The 19,030-nt window shown below is 44.0% G+C and carries 20 protein-coding genes, 1 rRNA gene and 1 other annotated feature; all 21 genes read left to right on the forward strand.

Annotated features, from left to right (window positions below; all coding sequences use genetic code 11):
- The first annotated feature begins 1 nt into the window (after window position 1).
- A 5S ribosomal RNA gene (gene rrf, locus HP456_RS07945) occupies window positions 2-118 on the forward strand.
- A gap of 735 nt (window positions 119-853) precedes the next feature.
- Window positions 854-1,318, forward strand: coding sequence for a CtsR family transcriptional regulator (locus HP456_RS07950; protein ID WP_376766199.1), 465 nt, complete (start codon window positions 854-856; stop codon window positions 1,316-1,318).
- 20 nt (window positions 1,319-1,338) lie between these two features.
- Entirely contained in the window at window positions 1,339-1,884 is a 546-nt protein-coding gene (gene mcsA, locus HP456_RS07955; RefSeq protein ID WP_172249777.1) for a protein-arginine kinase activator protein McsA, read from the forward strand.
- Window positions 1,881-2,963, forward strand: coding sequence for a protein-arginine kinase McsB (gene mcsB, locus HP456_RS07960; RefSeq protein ID WP_172249779.1), 1,083 nt, complete (start codon window positions 1,881-1,883; stop codon window positions 2,961-2,963). The genes mcsA and mcsB overlap by 4 nt, the downstream gene beginning before the upstream one ends.
- 1 nt (window position 2,964) lies before the next feature.
- The gene (gene clpC, locus HP456_RS07965; RefSeq protein ID WP_172249781.1) at window positions 2,965-5,406 is read left to right on the forward strand and encodes an ATP-dependent protease ATP-binding subunit ClpC; all 2,442 of its coding nucleotides are present in this window, start codon (window positions 2,965-2,967) and stop codon (window positions 5,404-5,406) included.
- Between the two features lie 195 nt (window positions 5,407-5,601).
- Complete coding sequence (gene radA, locus HP456_RS07970) at window positions 5,602-6,978, forward strand: DNA repair protein RadA (RefSeq protein ID WP_172249783.1); 1,377 nt, start codon at window positions 5,602-5,604, stop codon at window positions 6,976-6,978.
- 3 nt (window positions 6,979-6,981) lie between these two features.
- Window positions 6,982-8,052, forward strand: coding sequence for a DNA integrity scanning diadenylate cyclase DisA (gene disA, locus HP456_RS07975; RefSeq protein ID WP_172249785.1), 1,071 nt, complete (start codon window positions 6,982-6,984; stop codon window positions 8,050-8,052).
- 214 nt (window positions 8,053-8,266) lie between these two features.
- Window positions 8,267-9,358, forward strand: a complete 1,092-nt coding sequence (locus HP456_RS07980) for a PIN/TRAM domain-containing protein (RefSeq protein ID WP_172249787.1) — start codon at window positions 8,267-8,269, stop codon at window positions 9,356-9,358.
- Between the two features lie 415 nt (window positions 9,359-9,773).
- Entirely contained in the window at window positions 9,774-10,469 is a 696-nt protein-coding gene (gene ispD, locus HP456_RS07985; protein WP_172249789.1) for a 2-C-methyl-D-erythritol 4-phosphate cytidylyltransferase, read from the forward strand.
- A gap of 1 nt (window position 10,470) precedes the next feature.
- Complete coding sequence (gene ispF / locus HP456_RS07990; protein ID WP_172249791.1) at window positions 10,471-10,947, forward strand: 2-C-methyl-D-erythritol 2,4-cyclodiphosphate synthase; 477 nt, start codon at window positions 10,471-10,473, stop codon at window positions 10,945-10,947.
- Window positions 10,948-11,035: 88 nt separating this feature from the next.
- Complete coding sequence (gene gltX, locus HP456_RS07995) at window positions 11,036-12,493, forward strand: glutamate--tRNA ligase (RefSeq protein WP_172249793.1); 1,458 nt, start codon at window positions 11,036-11,038, stop codon at window positions 12,491-12,493.
- Window positions 12,494-12,539: 46 nt separating this feature from the next.
- Window positions 12,540-12,757, forward strand: a binding site (T-box leader).
- A 188-nt stretch (window positions 12,758-12,945) separates the two neighbouring features.
- Window positions 12,946-13,596: a serine O-acetyltransferase gene (gene cysE / locus HP456_RS08000; protein WP_172249795.1), complete on the forward strand. Its 651-nt coding sequence runs from the start codon at window positions 12,946-12,948 to the stop codon at window positions 13,594-13,596.
- Entirely contained in the window at window positions 13,593-14,996 is a 1,404-nt protein-coding gene (gene cysS, locus HP456_RS08005) for a cysteine--tRNA ligase (RefSeq protein ID WP_172249797.1), read from the forward strand. The genes cysE and cysS overlap by 4 nt, the downstream gene beginning before the upstream one ends.
- Window positions 14,996-15,409, forward strand: coding sequence for a Mini-ribonuclease 3 (locus HP456_RS08010; protein WP_172249799.1), 414 nt, complete (start codon window positions 14,996-14,998; stop codon window positions 15,407-15,409). Before cysS ends, HP456_RS08010 begins: the two co-directional genes overlap by 1 nt.
- Before the next feature lie 3 nt (window positions 15,410-15,412).
- Complete coding sequence (rlmB, locus tag HP456_RS08015; RefSeq protein WP_172249801.1) at window positions 15,413-16,156, forward strand: 23S rRNA (guanosine(2251)-2'-O)-methyltransferase RlmB; 744 nt, start codon at window positions 15,413-15,415, stop codon at window positions 16,154-16,156.
- 6 nt (window positions 16,157-16,162) lie between these two features.
- Window positions 16,163-16,672 carry an NYN domain-containing protein gene (locus HP456_RS08020; protein ID WP_172249803.1) on the forward strand — a complete coding sequence of 170 codons (510 nt, stop codon included), beginning with the start codon at window positions 16,163-16,165 and terminating at the stop codon, window positions 16,670-16,672.
- An 83-nt stretch (window positions 16,673-16,755) separates the two neighbouring features.
- Window positions 16,756-17,394 (forward strand): RNA polymerase sporulation sigma factor SigH, encoded by a 639-nt coding sequence (sigH, locus tag HP456_RS08025; RefSeq protein ID WP_172249813.1) that lies wholly within the window; start codon window positions 16,756-16,758, stop codon window positions 17,392-17,394.
- A 75-nt stretch (window positions 17,395-17,469) separates the two neighbouring features.
- On the forward strand, window positions 17,470-17,616 hold the full coding sequence (gene rpmG / locus HP456_RS08030; RefSeq protein WP_172249805.1) for a 50S ribosomal protein L33: 147 nt from the start codon (window positions 17,470-17,472) through the stop codon (window positions 17,614-17,616).
- 48 nt (window positions 17,617-17,664) lie between these two features.
- Window positions 17,665-17,841 carry a preprotein translocase subunit SecE gene (gene secE, locus HP456_RS08035; protein ID WP_172249807.1) on the forward strand — a complete coding sequence of 59 codons (177 nt, stop codon included), beginning with the start codon at window positions 17,665-17,667 and terminating at the stop codon, window positions 17,839-17,841.
- A gap of 169 nt (window positions 17,842-18,010) precedes the next feature.
- Window positions 18,011-18,544 (forward strand): transcription termination/antitermination protein NusG, encoded by a 534-nt coding sequence (gene nusG, locus HP456_RS08040; protein WP_172249809.1) that lies wholly within the window; start codon window positions 18,011-18,013, stop codon window positions 18,542-18,544.
- 176 nt (window positions 18,545-18,720) lie between these two features.
- Window positions 18,721-19,030 (forward strand): 50S ribosomal protein L11 (gene rplK / locus HP456_RS08045; protein WP_172249811.1); only part of this gene is annotated, 310 nt, incomplete at its 3' end.

The following is a 19,030-nucleotide window of genomic DNA, read 5'->3' on the forward strand; positions in this document are numbered from 1 at the left end:
GTCTGGTGACTATGGCGAAGAGGTCACACCCGTTCCCATGCCGAACACGGAAGTTAAGCTCTTCAGCGCCGATGGTAGTTGGGGGCTCTCCCCCTGTGAGAGTAGGACGTCGCCAGGCAAATAGGAAAGAGTAGCTCTTGGGAGTTACTCTTTTTTTTGTAGTGGAATTAAGGTTGAAGGCCGAGTTTGATTGTAGGCTGTTTACCTATCTTTTGAATTCACACGTTTCTATAAAAAAATTCTTTTATTTCTCAACTTAAGTCCGATAATTGGTCATTTTTCATTAAAGGACTTTAAAAAGTCTAGCATAACAAGACATCATCCTCTTAAAATACCTCCATTCAGTCCAAAACCCAAAATCATTCATAACTCGACTGCGACAAGTTTCCCGTTATTATTGAAAACGACGATTTTATTATCAACATTCAACGTTTTATTATCGAAAATTGAAATGCTATTATCAAAACAGTCAGAGTATAATCGAAATCAATGCCTTATGATCAAACCTAAAGTTTTATTTTCAAAAACAATAGTACCTATACCTCATTCACTCCAACACCACACCTTCTCACAAACACAAACCAAACCAAACCTCCCCTCATCCCACCAACCCCGCCACCCAGCCTGTCTCTCAACACGGCATCAACAAGTCATTAACCTACCCAGCCCGCCTAACATACAATACCCTAGTGCTGAACTTTCCAAAAAAGAAACAATCGGAATTAACTCTTTTATACGTTTAAAAATTTTCTAAAACAGGAAAACTTCTAAGGGTAAGTTCATAATTGCAAAGTGCAAGGCACGATTGTATAATTATAGTCAAATATAGTCAAAGTCAAAATTAGGAGGAGGTTTGATGAGGAACATTTCCGACATCATCGAAAGTTATTTGAAGAATGTTTTGGAGCTTAGTGAGAGTGAAATAGTCGAGATAAAGAGAAGTGAGATTGCCGATAAGTTTCAATGTGTTCCTTCTCAAATCAATTATGTGATCAACACCCGTTTTACGATTGAAAGAGGGTATGTTGTTGAAAGTAAGCGTGGCGGCGGGGGCTATATCCGAATTATGAAGGTGAAAGCCCATGACCAGGTCCATCTTATAGATCAGCTCGTATCGCTGGTGAGGAATGCCATCAGTCAAAGTACGGCTGCAGATATCATTTTCAGGTTGGTGGAAGAAGCTATTATATCGGAACGGGAAGCCAAGATCATGCTGAGCGTGATGGATCGTTCGGTGATCATGGTGGAACTGCCCGAACGGGATATCCTCAGGGGAAGAATGTTAAAGGCCATGCTGGATAGCTTGAAGTATGAATAAAGGTTAGAGGAGTGAGTTGGATGATCTGTCAAGAGTGTAATGAGAGGCCTGCTACTCTTCATTTCACAAAGGTAGTAAATGGGGAGAAGACGGAAGTGCATCTGTGTGAGCAATGCGCCCAGGATAAGGGAGATTTCATGTTTGATTCTTCGCCTGGTTTTTCTGTGAATAATCTATTGGCAGGGCTGCTAAATATATCTCCTGCATTGAAGCAGGCGAAAACTTCAGAAGCTCCACAGCAAGAGATTTTACGATGTGAAAAATGCAAAATGACATTTCAGCAGTTCATCAATGTGGGACGGTTTGGCTGTTCTCATTGTTATGAGACCTTTCAATCACAACTGGACCCCATTTTAAAACGAGTTCACAGCGGTAATGTCGAGCATCACGGCAAGGTTCCGGAACGTATGGGCGGAGCCATTCATCTGAAGAAAAAAATCCTCCAATTGAGGACGGATTTGCAGGCATCGGTCGAGAATGAAGAATTTGAGCAAGCAGCAGAGATAAGAGACGAAATCCGCTCCCTGGAGAAAGAGGTTAAGAACGAGGGAGGAGATGCTGAATGAGTCTTGAGAAATTTTTGAGTAACGCGGTCAGCTCCTGGATGAATGAGGAAGGGCCGAATTCGGATATTGTGCTGAGTTCACGTGTGCGGCTGGCTCGGAATTTCACCGATTTCCGCTACTCCACTCTTTATTCGGCAGAAGAAGCGAAGGAAATTGTGAACAGGATCAGAGACAAGGTTCCTCTATATCCAAAAGATTTAGGTGAATTGGAATTTTTGGCGACGAATGAGATTCAACCGCTTCAAAAGAGGGTATTAATGGAGAAACACCTGATCAGTCCTAATTTGGCTGAGAATAAGAATGAAGGTGCAGTGCTTCTGTCAAATGAAGAAGATGTCAGCATTATGATAAACGAAGAAGATCATATTAGAATCCAGTGCTTATATCCGGGTCTGCAGCTGAATGAGGCTTTAGATCGCGCCAATGGGATCGATGATTGGTTTGAAAGTGAATTTAATTATGCGTTTGATGAGAAACGCGGATACTTAACGACATGCCCGACGAATGTGGGGACAGGGCTGAGAGCTTCTGTCATGATGCACCTCCCGGGATTGGTACTTACACAGCAGTTGAACAGGATCATTCCCGCCATCAATCAGCTGGGTCTGGTGGTAAGGGGGATATACGGAGAAGGCAGTGAAGCACTCGGTAATATTTTTCAAATATCCAATCAGATCACTTTAGGCAAATCCGAAGAGGATATCGTGGAAGATCTGCTAAGCGTGGTGAAGCAAATCATCGAGAAAGAAGAGTCTGCCAGAGAAGCATTAGTCAAAACATCCAACATACAATTAGAAGACAGGGTGTTCCGATCGCTCGGAGTACTTGAACACAGCCGGATCATCGAATCCAAGGAAGCAGCGAAATGTTTATCTGATGTCAGGCTTGGAATCGATTTGGGATACATCAAAAACGTATCCAAGAATATATTGAATGAACTAATGATTTTGACTCAGCCGGGGTTCCTCCAGCAATATTCAGGTGGACCTCTAAAACCGAATGAAAGAGATATAAGAAGGTCTTCTTTAATACGAGAGCGAATTAAGTTAGATAAAGATGCATGTGAGGAGGAAGAATAATATGATGTTTGGTCGATTTACAGAAAGAGCACAAAAGGTATTGGCATTGGCGCAGGAAGAAGCAATCCGCTTGGCGCACAGTAATATTGGCACTGAACATATTTTATTGGGACTTGTCCGTGAAGGTGAGGGTATTGCGGCAAAGGCCTTGACTGCGCTGGGATTAAGCCCGGAAAAGATCCAGAAAGAAGTGGAAGGGCTGATCGGCAAAGGTACGGAGAAATCACAAACCATTCATTATACACCCAGGGCGAAGAAGGTTATCGAGCTTTCGATGGATGAAGCACGTAAGCTTGGCCACTCATATGTAGGCACTGAACATATTTTACTCGGTTTGATCCGTGAAGGTGAAGGAGTAGCTGCAAGAGTACTTGGGAATCTTGGCGTCAGCCTTAATAAAGCGAGACAGCAGGTTCTGCAGCTGCTTGGAAGCAACGATTCCAATAATCATCAAGGCGGAGGGAATGCAAATGCGAATACCCCTACCCTTGACAGTCTCGCACGTGACTTGACTGCGATCGCACGGGAAGGAAGCCTGGATCCTGTAATCGGAAGAAGCAAAGAAATCCAGCGCGTGATCGAAGTATTAAGCCGTCGAACTAAGAATAACCCAGTCTTGATTGGAGAGCCTGGCGTTGGTAAAACAGCCATTGCAGAAGGTCTTGCTCAGCAGATCATTGCCAATGAGGTACCTGAAATCCTGCGTGATAAGCGAGTTATGACGCTTGACATGGGTACTGTCGTTGCCGGAACGAAATACCGCGGTGAGTTCGAGGACCGCCTGAAGAAAGTGATGGATGAAATCCGTCAGGCAGGGAATATCATCCTGTTCATCGATGAGCTTCATACCTTGATCGGCGCAGGTGGTGCAGAAGGGGCAATCGATGCATCCAACATCCTGAAACCGTCACTTGCGCGTGGAGAGTTGCAATGTATCGGTGCCACTACACTGGATGAATACCGTAAATATATCGAAAAAGATGCGGCACTCGAACGTCGTTTCCAGCCTATTCAGGTGAACGAGCCGACTGCTGACGAGTCCGTCCAAATTTTAAAAGGGCTTCGTGATCGATATGAAGCGCATCACCGTGTGTCGATCACGGATGAAGCGATCGATGCAGCGGTTAAGTTATCCGACCGTTATATATCGGACCGATTCCTGCCGGATAAAGCAATTGACTTAATTGATGAGGCAGGTTCCAAGGTCCGTCTGCGTTCCTATACGACTCCTCCGAATTTGAAGGAGCTCGAATTGAAGCTTGAGGAGATCCGCAAAGAGAAAGATGCAGCCGTTCAGAGTCAGGAATTTGAGAAAGCCGCTTCATTGCGTGATACAGAACAGAAGCTGCGCGAAGAGTTGGAAGAAACGAAGAATACATGGAAAGAAAAGCAGGGACAGGAAAATACTGAAGTGACAGTGGAAGACATTGCGACGGTCGTTTCCAGCTGGACGGGAGTGCCTGTCTCGAAACTAGCCCAAACAGAAACAGACCGTCTGTTGAAGCTGGAAGAGATTCTTCATTCACGTGTGATTGGTCAATCTGAAGCGGTAGTGGCTGTTTCCAAGGCGGTACGACGTGCCCGTGCAGGACTGAAAGATCCAAAACGACCGATTGGTTCCTTCATTTTCCTTGGGCCGACTGGGGTAGGTAAGACGGAGCTTGCCCGTGCATTGGCTGAATCAATGTTTGGTGATGAGGAATCGATGATCCGAATCGATATGTCTGAATATATGGAGAAGCATTCCACTTCACGGCTTGTGGGATCACCTCCAGGGTATGTAGGCTATGATGAAGGCGGACAGCTGACAGAGAAAGTTCGACGCAAGCCGTACTCTGTCATCCTGCTTGATGAGATCGAAAAGGCTCACCCTGACGTATTCAACATCCTGCTTCAAGTGTTGGAAGATGGACGATTGACGGATTCGAAAGGGAGAACGGTAGACTTTAGAAATACTGTGCTCATTATGACATCGAATGTCGGTGCACAATCCCTTAAGAGCAATAAATACGTCGGTTTCAACATCCAGGATGGCAAGCAGGATTACAAGGACATGAAAGGAAAGGTAATGGAAGAGCTTAAGAGAGCCTTCCGTCCTGAATTCCTAAACCGGATCGATGAGATCATTGTCTTCCACTCATTGGAGAAAGAACACTTGAAAGAGATTGTCACCCTAATGTCTGATCAGCTGACGAAACGTCTGAAGGAGCAGGATATCCATATTGAGCTTTCTCCTGCAGCGAAAGAGAAAATTGCGGATGAAGGGTTCGATCCTGAATACGGGGCCCGCCCGCTGCGCCGTGCGATTCAGAAGCATGTTGAAGATAAGCTGTCAGAAGAACTGTTGAGAGGAAAAGTCTTAACTGGTCAGAACATTATGATTGATGTCGAGGATAATGAGTTTTTGGTGAAGGTAAAAGAAGAAGCTAATTCTACTACCTAAAATCATCTAATGAAAAGGGGTACACGTATAAGCATGGCGTGTACCCCTTTTTTACTATATTGATGGGAAATTTTAATACATAGACACGAAGGGCTTTTTATTGAAAGCATTACACAAAATCGTTACAATCATTCCAATAAGGATGTGCATGATTCAATTTTAGAGAAAATAGATTAGAAGAGGAGAAGAACTGATTTGGCAAAGAAAAAGACGAAATTTGTATGTTCCTCGTGTGGATACGAGTCAGCTAAATGGATGGGGAAATGTCCGGGATGCGGTGAATGGAATACAATGGTGGAAGAGATCGCGATGACTGGTAAACAACCCCGTGCTGCGTTTATGCATAGTGAAAAGACCGGTCCATCGAAGGCGGAAAAACTCTCATCCATTGAAACGAGGCAGGAACCGCGGGTTTTGACCGAGTCCAGGGAGTTGAACCGGGTCCTTGGCGGCGGGGTGGTACCCGGCTCACTGGTTTTAATCGGTGGAGATCCGGGTATAGGGAAATCTACTTTACTGCTGCAGGTTTCATCTCAGCTTGCCCAGCAAAGCCAGAAGGTCTTATATATTTCAGGGGAAGAATCGATAAAGCAGACAAAATTACGAGCAGATCGTTTAAATATTAAAGGCGACGACTTATATATCTATGCCGAAACCAATCTGGAGTCCATTCATCAAACGATTGAGCATTTGTCTCCAGATTTTGTGATCATAGATTCTATTCAGACCATTTACCATCCTGAAGTCACATCTGCTCCGGGAAGTGTTTCCCAGGTACGGGAGTGTACGGCAGAGTTAATGAGAATAGGAAAGACGAAAGGCATTGCCATCTTTATCGTAGGGCATGTTACGAAGGAAGGTTCGATAGCAGGGCCGAGACTGCTCGAGCATATGGTGGATACCGTTTTATATTTTGAGGGTGAACGTCATCATTCATATCGTATATTGCGGGCAGTGAAGAACCGGTTTGGATCCACGAATGAGATGGGGATCTTTGAAATGAAAGAGCTTGGGTTGGAAGAGGTAGCCAATCCGTCAGAAATTTTTCTCGAGGAGCGTTCTGAAGGAGCAACGGGATCCACTGTTGTAGCCTCGATGGAAGGAACACGCCCGGTACTTGTAGAGATACAGGCTTTAGTCACACCGACAAGTTTCAATAATCCGCGCCGTATGGCAACCGGCATTGATCATAGCCGGGTTTCGTTGATTATGGCTGTGTTGGAGAAGCGTGTTGGCATGCTTTTGCAGCAGCAGGATGCCTACTTGAAAGTGGCAGGGGGAGTAAAGCTTGATGAACCAGCGATTGATTTGGCGGTTGCAACGAGCATTGCTTCCAGTTTCCGCGATAAAGCTTCTAATCCTCATGACTGTATAATCGGTGAAGTGGGGCTGACAGGTGAAATCAGAAGAGTTTCGAGAATCGAACAACGGGTGCAGGAAGCTGCAAAATTAGGCTTCAAACGCGTAATCGTCCCTCAAAACAACTTAAGCGGATGGCATCCGCCTTCTGATATAAATGTAGTAGGAGTGTCAACAATAAACGAAGCGCTTGCTCTTATTTTAGGAGGATAAGATATGGAAGAAAGAAAAACTGACAAATCGATATCGGATATTTTACAATTTGTTGCTCCGGGTGCACCGATCAGGGAAGGTATCGATAATGTATTGAGGGCGAAAACGGGCGGACTGATCGTTGTTGGCTTCAACGAGAAAGTGAGATCTTTAGTAGATGGCGGATTTCATATCAATTGCTCGTTCTCACCCAGTTACCTCTATGAGCTGGCTAAGATGGATGGAGCCATCATTTTGAATGAATCCGGGACGAAAATACTTTATGCAAATGCGCAGTTGGCACCGGATGTTTACGTTCCTTCTACAGAGACCGGGATGAGGCACCGTACTGCGGAAAGGGTGGCAAGGCAGACGAATGCCCTGGTCATTGCGATTTCACAAAGGCGAAATGTCATCACCCTTTATCAGGGAAAATTCCGCTATGCGCTTAAAGATATTTCAGTTATCTTAACAAAGGCGAATCAAGCCATTCAGACATTGGAAAAATATAAGGTCGTGCTCGACCAGAGCATCTCCAATCTGTCGGTCCTTGAATTCGAGGAGCTTGTTACGAACAGCGACCTCCTTCAGGTTCTGCACCGCTTTGAAATGGTCCTCCGTATTAAGAATGAGCTGTTGACGTACCTGAGTGAGTTAGGGACGGAAGGAAGGCTCATCCGCCTCCAGATGAATGAATTGCTGGCTGATATTGAAGAGGAAGCGATGCTGATCATCCGTGATTATGCCAGCGAGCGGGACATTAAGCCGTTCGAAGTATTATTTAAGTTCCAGGAGCTTGTCCATTCCGAAGTGCTTGATGATCACGTTCTGTTAAAGATGCTCGGGTACCACGGTTATGTGCATCCTGATGATGCCATTTTCCCGCGTGGATACCGTGTGTTAAATAAGATCCCGCGTCTGCCGGTCGTCATCATTGAAAACTTGGTCACTGAGTTTGAAACGCTGCCGAAGGTTTGCAGTGCGTCTGTCAATGAATTGGATGAAGTTGAAGGAATCGGTGAAGTGAGAGCGAGAAAAATAAAAGAAGGCCTGAAGCTGATTAAAGAACAAACATTTGCAGACCGGCAATTATAAAGACTAGTCAAAAAGCCCCTATTATGATACAATGGAATCTTTTTCAAAAAATTGACAGTTTCAAATGGACGTGTTAGCCTTTTTAAAAGGCCATTTGTAGAATTGGGCTTTTTATATCAAAAATATTTCGTAAGAGTTAAATTCATGAAGTTTTCCCATTTCAGACGTTTTAAAAATAGTAAATTGATTATAATGAGAAGGAGGAGGTGAGGGAATGTTAAAGAATATAGTGAAAGCGTGCTTCCTTATCGTAGGCGGTACACTTGGAATCTTTCTGCTTCCCGAATTATTAACGGTTATAAATTTATCTGACATTCTCTTAATTAATAACCCTTATATGACTGCCATATTTGGTGCCATTATCTTTTATATTCTTACGTTTTGGGCAGTCGAGTACGTTGTCAATTTCGTTAAGTGGTTTGAGGATAGTCTTGTGAAGGCACCTGTCACTGATTTATTATTCGGCAGTTTAGGTTTGATTATTGGTCTTTTTGTAGCATATTTGTTTGGTATTCCTTTTAATCAGATGGAAATTCCGATCGTTAACACGGTTGTGCCCATTCTTCTGACTTTGCTGCTTGGATATTTAGGATTTCAGGTTGGCTTTAAGAAGAGAGATGAATTGATGAACTTCTTTCCGAGTGCAGGAAAAGGAAAGAAGAAGGGTGCTGATGATGAACCGGAAGATAACGGGGTGAAAACACTAAAGATCCTGGACACGAGTGTGATCATTGACGGCCGTATCGCTGACATTTGTCAGACTGGATTTCTTGAAGGGATTGTGGTCATACCGCAATTCGTCCTGGAGGAACTGCAGCATATTGCTGATTCGTCAGATGTATTGAAACGTAATCGCGGCCGGAGAGGTCTTGATATTTTAAATCGAATTCAAAAAGAGCTGCCTGTAGAGGTACAGATTTATGAAGGCGATTTTGAAGAAATTCAGGAAGTGGATTCTAAGCTTGTGAAACTGGCAAAGCTGACGAATGGAATCGTGGTTACGAACGATTTCAACTTGAATAAAGTATGCGACCTTCAAAGTGTACAAGTATTAAATATCAACGACCTGGCAAACGCAGTCAAGCCGGTGGTCCTTCCTGGAGAAGAATTGAAGGTTCAAGTGATCAAAGACGGTAAAGAACATAACCAAGGCATTGCGTACTTAGACGACGGAACAATGATTGTCGTCGAAGAAGGCCGCAACTACATCGGCAAATACATCGATGTTCTCGTCACAAGCGTCCTCCAAACATCCGCAGGCCGCATGATCTTCGCAAAACCCAAACAACTAGAAAAAGCACTATAAACAGCTATAACTAAGTCAGTCTGAAAGGTCTTCAATCTTTTAGACTGGCTTGTTTTATGACTATATTAGTTTTGGAACAATTGAATCTAAGGTAGATTTTGAAAAAGAATCTTGTCTTTGTAATAGGCATATCCAGCGGTTGATTGGAGTGGAAGACGAAGACTCCTGCGGGAGAAGTGACTAATGTGAGACCCCGCAGGGCGCAGCGACGAGGAGGCTCACGGGTCACCCGCGGAAAGCGAAGTCTTGCACGGAAATCAAAAGCGGTGATTTAAGGGGTATCTTTGTATTACACTCCTGGAAAAGAACTTTTTGAAAAAAAACACTTGTACACACCAAACAATTTTGCCCTGACTCCACCGATACTGTAAGCTATAATAAGAATTGATAAACGAAGAGTTAAAGGAGTTAAGGTATGGAGTATCAAGTTGTCATTCCTGCTGCCGGACAAGGAAAGAGGATGAAAGCGGGTAAAAATAAATTGCTGCTTGAGTTGAATAGCTGTCCCGTGATTATTCATACGCTTCGGGTGTTTGATCATGACCCAAACTGCAAAGGTATCTATTTAGCCATCCATCCCGGCGACCGGGAAACGCTGCTGAGTCTGATCACGCGCTTCAATATTAACAAAGTCATCAAATTGGTCGAGGGCGGAGATGAAAGACAGCATTCAGTATATAATGCATTGCTTGAGGTATCCCACGACATCGTTCTTGTTCATGACGGAGCAAGACCATTCATTAAATCAACGACGATCCATCATCTCGTAGAAGAGGCGAAATCCACAGGAGCTGCGATTGCTGCTGTCCCGGTGAAGGATACGATCAAGAAAGTAATCGATGGGGCGGTCGAAGAAACGATCGAACGATCAAGCTTGTGGATGATCCAGACTCCACAAGCTTTTCGTGTTTCGTTATTGAAGCGGGCGCATTCGGAAGCGGTTGAAGGTGGATTTCTGGGTACTGATGACGCTTCGCTCGTAGAGAGGCTGAACATCGGCGTATCGGTCGTTGAGAGTGATTACGATAATATTAAACTGACGACACCAGAAGATTTATATTTTGCAGAAGCAATTGTAAAGAAGCTAGAGGAAATGAGTGGAGGGAAATAACATGTTTAGAATCGGACAAGGTTTTGATGTGCATCAATTAACAGAAGGCAGACCCCTTATCATGGGTGGTATTACCATCCCTTATGAAAAAGGATTATTAGGTCACTCTGATGCAGACGTATTGCTTCACGCGGTAGCGGATGGCTGCCTGGGGGCGATTGCCGCGGGTGATATCGGGAAGCACTTCCCTGACACCGACCCGGAATTCAAAGACGCAGATTCGGCAAAGCTCCTTCAACAAGTATGGACGCTTGTAAACGATCAAGGTTACGAACTTGGGAATATCGACTGTACTATCATTGCCCAGAAGCCAAAAATGGCCCCATACATCGATGAAATGAGAGCAAGAATTGCCGAACTATTAGAAGCTGATATCACCCAAGTCAACGTAAAAGCAACTACTTCAGAAAAGCTCGGTTTTACAGGACGGGGAGAAGGAATAGCAGCTCAGACTACGGTGTTGATCAAAAAGAAATAACCATACAAATTCGCTTTATTCCCTGTCACAACGGTGTTAAAATAGGTCAGAGGATTGATAGCACGTAACCATAAAGGAGGAACCACTCATGACAAATGAAGTTCGTGTACGTTATGCCCCAAGTCCAACGGGACATTTACATATCGGTAACGCAAGAACAGCACTATTCAACTATCTATTTGCCCGTAGTATGAACGGCAAATTTCTTATCCGTATTGAAGATACAGATAAGAAGAGAAACATTGAAGGAGGAGAAGAAAGTCAGCTGAAATACCTTCAATGGCTTGGCATCGATTGGGATGAAAGTGTAGATAAGCCAGGTGAATACGGTCCGTACCGTCAATCTGAACGCAATCACATCTATGAACAGTACCTGAACGAGCTTTTAGAAAGCGGACAGGCATATAAATGCTATTGTACAGAGGAAGAGTTGGAAGCTGAACGTGAAGCTCAAACAGCTGCAGGTCAGATGCCCCGTTATTCAGGAAAATGCCGCAACTTAACGAAAGAAGATCAGGAGCGCCTCGCAGAAGAAGGCCGCCAGCCAAGCATTCGTTTCAAAGTGCCTGCAGGCAAAGTGTATTCTTTCAACGACATCGTCAAAAAAGAAGTATCCTTCGAATCGGATGGAATCGGTGACTTTGTTATTGCGAAGAAAGATGGAACCCCTACGTATAACTTTGCAGTAGCAGTAGATGATTACTTAATGAAGATCTCTCATGTGCTACGCGGGGAAGACCATATCTCCAATACGCCTAAACAGCTAATGATTTTTGAAGCATTTGGGTGGGAAGCGCCTGTTTTCGGACATATGACTCTGATCGTGAATGAAAGCCGTAAAAAACTGAGTAAGCGAGATGAAAGCATCATTCAATTCATCGAGCAATACGAAGCTCTTGGTTACCTTCCGGAAGCACTTTTCAACTTCATTGCGTTATTGGGATGGTCTCCAAAAGGAGAAGAAGAATTGTTCTCCAGGGACCAGTTCATCGAAATCTTTGATCCGGAACGTCTATCCACTTCTTCTGCCCTTTTCGATAACCAGAAGCTGACATGGATGAACAATCAATACCTGAAGAACCTTGAGCTCGATCAAGTAGTTGAGCTTTCACTCCCGCACTTGATCAAGGCAGGCAAGCTTGACGAACCAATGACAGATGAGAAACGTGATTGGGCAAAAGGCGTCATTTCCCTTTATCAGGAGCAAATGAGTTTTGGTGCAGAAATCGTAGAACTGTCTGAAATGTTCTTTAAGACAGATCTGGATTATGATACGGATGCCAAAGCCGTTCTGGATGAAGAACAAGTTCCTGAAGTGCTGCAGGCTTTCTTGGAAGAAATCGATGCGCTTGAAAACTACGAAGCGGCTGAAATCAAAAAATCAATTAAAGCTGTTCAAAAGTCCACTGGCCATAAAGGGAAAAAGCTGTTCATGCCGATTCGTGTTGCCGTAACCGGTCAGACACATGGTCCTGAATTGCCGAATGCAATTGAGCTGTTAGGGAAAGATAAAGTAAAGCATCGTCTTCAAAGTCTTTTAGGTTAACATTTTCGAATAAATGTAATATAGTAAGAGTACTATTTAAAATATTCTTATCGCGTTGATGAGGAGAAGTAGGAAAAAGAAGCTTTTTAGAGAGAACCATCACCGGCTGAAAGTGGTTTAAGCCTCTCTTTTTCTGAAATGCACCTCAGAGCCCGTTACTGAAATAAGTAGGTAATGGCGGTTTCCCTGCCGTTAACAGGACGAGGTGGAGAAGAGTGACTCTTCTCAATCAGAGTGGAACCGCGCTGCCTATGCGTCTCTGTCATGATGATGACAGGGGCGTTTTTTATTTGATAAAAAAGTGTAAATTTAACCTCTGCGCCCAACCCCTACAGACGTTTCGGTTCGACCACTGAAGTCAAAGAGCAACTTCACCGGTCGACCCTCCAACGCTTGTCGGGGCTGACCAAGGCGCTTACGCTTTTCTTATTTGTTAGGGAGGAGGGGAATCATTGTTTAAGACATTTAAAGAAGATATAGATGTGGTGTTTGACCAGGATCCGGCTGCCAGAAGCTATATTGAAGTGGTTCTGACGTATTCGGGTCTTCACGCCATCTGGTCTCATCGCATCGCTCATGCATTTTTCAAGCGGAAATTTTTTTTCCTGGCACGTGTGATTTCACAGATCAGCCGATTCTTTACAGGAATTGAAATTCATCCCGGGGCCAAAATCGGCCGCAGATTCTTCATAGACCACGGCATGGGTGTGGTGATTGGGGAAACATGTGAAATCGGGAACAACGTGACGATTTTCCAAGGGGTGACGCTCGGGGGGACTGGCAAGGAAAAAGGAAAGCGCCATCCGACGATTCACGATAATGCCTTGATTGCAACAGGAGCAAAAGTTTTAGGTTCGATTATAATTGGAGAAAATTCTAAAGTGGGCGCCGGTTCTGTCGTGCTGAAAGATGTGCCTCCCGATTCCACTGTGGTCGGCATCCCCGGCAGAATTGTGATCAGGGACGGGGTCAAGGTACAGAAAGATCTGAATCACAGCAACCTGCCTGATCCTGTATACGATCGGATGAAACAGATGCAGGAAGAAATTGATGAACTTAAAACATTAGTGAAGGAATATGAGGGAAGGAGTCGATCAATGTGACGATTCGATTATATAATACGTTGACGAGAAAGAAAGAGGAATTTCAGCCGCTGGAAGAGGGTAAAGTGAAAATGTATGTGTGCGGCCCGACCGTATACAATTACATCCATATCGGTAATGCCCGGCCGGCCATTGTATTCGACACAGTCAGACGATATTTGGAATACAGGGGGTATGATGTCCAATTTGTATCCAATTTCACGGATGTGGACGACAAACTGATCAAAGCGGCGAATGAATTGGGCGAGGAAGTTCCGGCCATTGCAAAACGCTTTATCGAAGCTTACTTCGAAGATACCGGAGCGCTTGGATGCAAAAAAGCGGATATTCATCCTACAGTAACGGATAATATCGAAACGATTATCGATTTCATTTCCGCCCTTGTTGAAAAAGGCTATGCTTATGAATCACAGGGTGATGTGTATTACCGTACGAGGAAATTCGAAGGATATGGGAAGCTGTCTCATCAACCAATCGATGAGCTCAAGGCGGGTGCGCGTATCGATGTAGGCAATAAAAAAGAGGACGCCCTTGATTTTGTTCTATGGAAAGCGGCCAAGGAAGGCGAAATTTCATGGGATAGCCCATGGGGGAGCGGCCGTCCGGGGTGGCACATCGAGTGCTCGGCGATGGCAAAGCGTTATCTGGGTGACAGCATTGATATTCATGCAGGCGGACAGGATCTCACTTTCCCTCACCACGAAAATGAAATTGCACAGTCAGAAGCTTTGACAGGCAAGCAGTTCGCGAAGTACTGGATGCATAATGGCTATATCAATATCGATAATGAAAAGATGTCTAAGTCACTTGGTAATTTCGTATTGGTTCATGACATCATTAAAGAACAGGATCCACAGGTCCTTCGTTTTTTCATGCTGTCCGTGCACTACCGACATCCAATCAACTACAATCTCGAACTCCTGCAAAACGCCGAAACGGCTCTTGACCGCATCAAGACAGCTTATGAAAATCTTAAACACCGCAAGGAATCGAGTACGGATCTTACGGAGCACAACCAGGATTGGCTGGATAAGGTAGCCGGGTTAAAAGAACAGTTCATTACTGAAATGGATGATGACTTCAATACAGCGAACGGGATTTCAGTCCTGTTTGAGCTTTCCAAGCAAGCCAACTATTATCTGATGGAGAAGAATACGGCTGTAGAGGTCATTGATTCTTTCCTTCATCAATTTGAGGATTTCTTTGGTGTATTGGGGCTAAGCCTTCAAGCGGAAGCGGAGCTATTGGACGAAGAAGTGGAAGAGTTGATCGAAAAACGCATCCAGGCAAGAAAGGACAGAAACTTCCAACTGGCGGATGAAATCCGTGACACATTGAAAGAAATGAAGATCATTTTAGAAGACACACCGCAGGGTACCCGCTGGAAAAGAGGTTCCTGATGATATATGAAACCAATGAACAAATCGATGCCAAACAAATAAATGCACTTGCCCTTGCGTACATGGGGGATGCCGTCTATGAAACGTATGTACGGCAGCTCCTGTTGACAAAGGGAAAGATCAAGCCGAACCAGCTTCACAGAGCGGCAACCAACTATGTATCAGCGAAAGCGCAGGCTGCAATCTTAAAGAATCTTTTTGAAGAGGACTGTTTGACCGAAGAAGAAATCAATATTGTCAAACGCGGGCGCAATGCTAAATCAGGAAGCGTACCTAAGAATACAGATGTGCAGACCTATAATCACAGCACGGCTTTTGAAGCGCTGGTCGGATACTTATTTTTACTTAACCGGACTGAACGGCTGGAAGAATTGATCAAGATCATTTTTGAGAAGAAAGGAAAGGAGGAATAAGACATGAGCAAGGATTTTATCGGTGGAAGAAACCCGGTCATTGAAGCACTCAAGTCGGGGAGGGAAATAAATAAAATTTGGATAGCGGAAGGCTCCCAAAAGGGTTCGATTCAGCAGATTCTCGGCCTTGCCAAAGAATCGAAGGTGATGGTGCAGTATGTTCCCAAGAAGAAGATCGAACAGATGGTAGCAGAAAATCATCAGGGCGTTGTTGCCTCGGTGGCTGCGTATAATTATGCGGAAATCGATGATATTTTTACTAAAGCGGCACAAAAAGGGGAGGACCCGTTCATTCTTATCCTGGACGAGCTTGAGGACCCCCATAACCTTGGCTCAATCATGAGAACGGCCGATGCGGCAGGTGCTCACGGGATCATCATTCCAAAACGCAGAGCTGTGGGCTTGACGTCAACTGTAGCCAAAGCTTCAACGGGAGCAATCGAACATATTCCTGTTGCCCGCGTCACAAATCTCTCAAGAGCAGTGGACGAGTTAAAGGAACGCGGTGTGTGGGTCGCAGGAACAGATGCAAAAGGCAAGCAGGATTACCGTCAGCTTGATGGAACACTACCGATCGGGCTCATTATCGGGAGTGAAGGAAAAGGGATGAGCCGGATTCTTCGTGAAAAGTGTGATTTCCTGGTCCAGCTCCCGATGTCGGGCCATGTTACGTCCCTGAACGCCTCGGTGGCAGCCAGTATTTTAATGTATGAGGTCTATAGGAATCGCCACCCATTAGGGGATTAGTGAGAAATGGATATTCTCCTTGTGGATGGTTACAACATTATAGGTGCCTGGCCGGAACTGAATGAGTTAAAAAAGAAGGATCTGGCCGCAGCCCGGGATCGGCTGGTCGAGCAGATGGCTGAATATCAAGGGTATACAGGTTACCGGGTCATCGTAGTCTTTGATGCATATTACGTCCAGGGAATTGCGCGAAAATACAATAATTATAAAGTCGAAGTATTATTTACAAGGGAAAACGAAACGGCGGATGAACAGATTGAAAAGCTGGCTATCGAGCTCAGTAATATTAAAACCCAAATCCATGTTGCAACATCTGATTTCACCGAACAATGGGCGATCTTCGGTCAAGGTGCTCTCCGTAAATCCGCGAGGGAGCTTATGACAGAAATAAATGTCATTGAAAAAAAGATTGAAAGAAAAGTCCGTAAAACCACTGACAATAAGCCACCTTCCAAGATTCATCTCTCCGAGGAAGTTGCTGAAATTTTCGAAAAATGGCGCAGGGGAGAACGATGAACGGTTGACGATTGAATTTTCTGTAATGTATAATATTTCTATCTATTGTTTTGCGCGGGGGGATGTGTGTGAGCGATAACATCATGAAGAATACATTTACCAGTCAATTTGAAGGTATGGATGATGAAGGGATAATAGAAGCTGTTCATCAGGGTAACAGTGAAGCGCTCGATTTTCTGATTAAGAAATACCGCAATTTCGTGAGGGCAAAAGCCCGTTCGTATTTTTTGATCGGTGCAGACAAAGAGGATATCGTACAGGAAGGTATGATCGGCCTTTATAAAGCCATCCGTGACTACAAAGAGGACAAGCTTACCTCATTTAAAGCATTTGCCGAGCTTTGCATTACGAGGCAGATCATAACTGCGATCAAGACAGCCACCAGACAGAAACATATACCGCTCAATTCATATGTTTCATTGGACAAGCCCATTTATGATGATGAATCCGACAGAACGCTGCTGGATGTTATTTCAGGTACAAAGGTTATGGACCCGGAAGAGCTCATTATCAATCGTGAAGAATTCGATAACATGGAAGATAAGATGGCCCAGCTGCTCAGCGACCTTGAGAGGAAAGTCCTGGCACTTTATTTGGATGGACAATCCTATCAGGAAATTTCAGAAGAATTAAACCGTCATGTCAAATCAATTGATAACGCTTTACAACGGGTGAAGCGTAAGCTCGAGAGGTACCTTGAGGTACGGGAAATCACGATGTAATTGTGTTATTGACACAATTTGGTGCCCGTGTTATTTTTGATAGGACTTACTATGTATATTTTAAGGTGAATGATTATGGCTGATAAACTAGTACTGGCCTGTTCGGTGTGCGGTTCAAGAAATTACAGTGTCCCAAGTAACCGCAATCAATCGGTAAGGCTGGAAATTAAGAAGTTTTGTAATAAATGCAATGCTCACACCCTACACAAAGAAACAAAATAGTTGAGTGAGAAGTCTTGCGTATTGATACAAGTTGGAGGTTACAAAAGGATGGTTAATTTCTTTCGCAATGTTGCATCAGAGATGAGAAAGGTCAGCTGGCCAAAACGTAAAGAATTAACACGTTACACGATCACTGTTATCACGACAGTCATTTTCGTAGCTGTTTTCTTTGCTGTTGTCGATTTAGGGATTTCCGAATTGATGCGTTTAATTATCGGTCAATAAGAGAAAGATAGAATTAGTTGTATATAACATGTCAAAGCATGGTATAATGAACATTAATAGAGTACATGACCTTTAAGCCCGTTCACTTTTACGGGTTTTTTCATTTGGAGAAAAAAGTCAATAAGTATTCTTTAAATAGCGAGGAGGGACGGACGCTAAGTCCTATCAAATGGAGAAGAATTGGTATGTAGTCCATACTTATTCAGGCTATGAGAACAAGGTTAAAGCCAACCTTGAAAAACGTGTTGAATCAATGGGGATGCAAGATAAAATATTCCGCGTGCTCGTACCTGAAGAAGAAGAGACAGATTTTAAGAACGGTAAGAAAAAAGTTGTGAAGAAAAAAGTATTCCCTGGTTACGTCATTGTGGAAATCGTCATGACGGATGATTCCTGGTATGTTGTTCGTAATACTCCAGGTGTGACAGGCTTCGTCGGTTCGACGGGTTCGGGATCAAAGCCTACACCACTGCTTCCTGAAGAAGCGACGTATTTACTGAAACAAATGGGTATGACTGAGAAGAAGGTCGAAATAGATTTCGAATTGGGCGAGACGGTAAAGGTGAACGAAGGTCCGTTTGCTAACTTCACAGGCACGATTGAAGAAATGGATTCCGCCAAATCAAAAGTCAAAGTTCATGTCAATATGTTCGGCAGAGATACCCCGGTAGAACTCGATTTCTCTCAAATTGATAAATTATAATGGAAAAGAACTTGAAATCACTCAAAAAAAGTGATAATATTTCATAAGTCAGTGCGTCTCGACAAGAGATACTGAAACTAATAAACGTTCTTTATGTTGATAAAGACATTTTTTACATTTGAGTGGGAGGGTGAGAAGCCCAATAACCACATCACGGACTTAAGGAGGTGTGTCTCGTGGCTAAAAAAGTTATCAAAATGGTTAAATTGCAGATCCCTGCGGGGAAAGCTAATCCAGCTCCACCGGTTGGTCCTGCATTAGGTCAAGCAGGTGTTAACATCATGGGATTCTGTAAGGAATTCAATGCTCGTACAGCAGATCAAGCTGGCTTAATCATTCCTGTTGAAATTACGGTATTTGAAGACCGTTCATTTACATTCATCACAAAAACTCCGCCTGCAGCTGTTCTACTTAAGAAAGCGGCTGGTATCGAGTCTGGTTCAGGCGAACCGAACAGCAAGAAAGTGGCAACACTTAAACGCGATA

Source organism: Bacillus haikouensis (assembly GCF_013179555.1).
GTDB lineage: Bacteria > Bacillota > Bacilli > Bacillales > Bacillaceae_B > Rossellomorea > Rossellomorea haikouensis_A.

Bases quoted from the DNA above. Each gene is read 5' to 3' on its own strand.
- mcsA (WP_172249777.1), top strand. From the start codon at position 1,339: ATGATCTGTCAAGAGTGTAATGAGAGGCCTGCTACTCTTCATTTCACA.
- mcsB (WP_172249779.1), top strand. From the start codon at position 1,881: ATGAGTCTTGAGAAATTTTTGAGTAACGCGGTCAGCTCCTGGATGAAT.
- clpC (WP_172249781.1), top strand. From the start codon at position 2,965: ATGATGTTTGGTCGATTTACAGAAAGAGCACAAAAGGTATTGGCATTG.
- disA (WP_172249785.1), top strand. From the start codon at position 6,982: ATGGAAGAAAGAAAAACTGACAAATCGATATCGGATATTTTACAATTT.
- HP456_RS07980 (WP_172249787.1), top strand. From the start codon at position 8,267: ATGTTAAAGAATATAGTGAAAGCGTGCTTCCTTATCGTAGGCGGTACA.
- ispD (WP_172249789.1), top strand. From the start codon at position 9,774: ATGGAGTATCAAGTTGTCATTCCTGCTGCCGGACAAGGAAAGAGGATG.
- ispF (WP_172249791.1), top strand. From the start codon at position 10,471: ATGTTTAGAATCGGACAAGGTTTTGATGTGCATCAATTAACAGAAGGC.
- gltX (WP_172249793.1), top strand. From the start codon at position 11,036: ATGACAAATGAAGTTCGTGTACGTTATGCCCCAAGTCCAACGGGACAT.
- HP456_RS08010 (WP_172249799.1), top strand. From the start codon at position 14,996: ATGATATATGAAACCAATGAACAAATCGATGCCAAACAAATAAATGCA.
- rlmB (WP_172249801.1), top strand. From the start codon at position 15,413: ATGAGCAAGGATTTTATCGGTGGAAGAAACCCGGTCATTGAAGCACTC.
- HP456_RS08020 (WP_172249803.1), top strand. From the start codon at position 16,163: ATGGATATTCTCCTTGTGGATGGTTACAACATTATAGGTGCCTGGCCG.
- sigH (WP_172249813.1), top strand. From the start codon at position 16,756: ATGAAGAATACATTTACCAGTCAATTTGAAGGTATGGATGATGAAGGG.
- rpmG (WP_172249805.1), top strand. From the start codon at position 17,470: ATGGCTGATAAACTAGTACTGGCCTGTTCGGTGTGCGGTTCAAGAAAT.
- secE (WP_172249807.1), top strand. From the start codon at position 17,665: ATGGTTAATTTCTTTCGCAATGTTGCATCAGAGATGAGAAAGGTCAGC.
- nusG (WP_172249809.1), top strand. From the start codon at position 18,011: ATGGAGAAGAATTGGTATGTAGTCCATACTTATTCAGGCTATGAGAAC.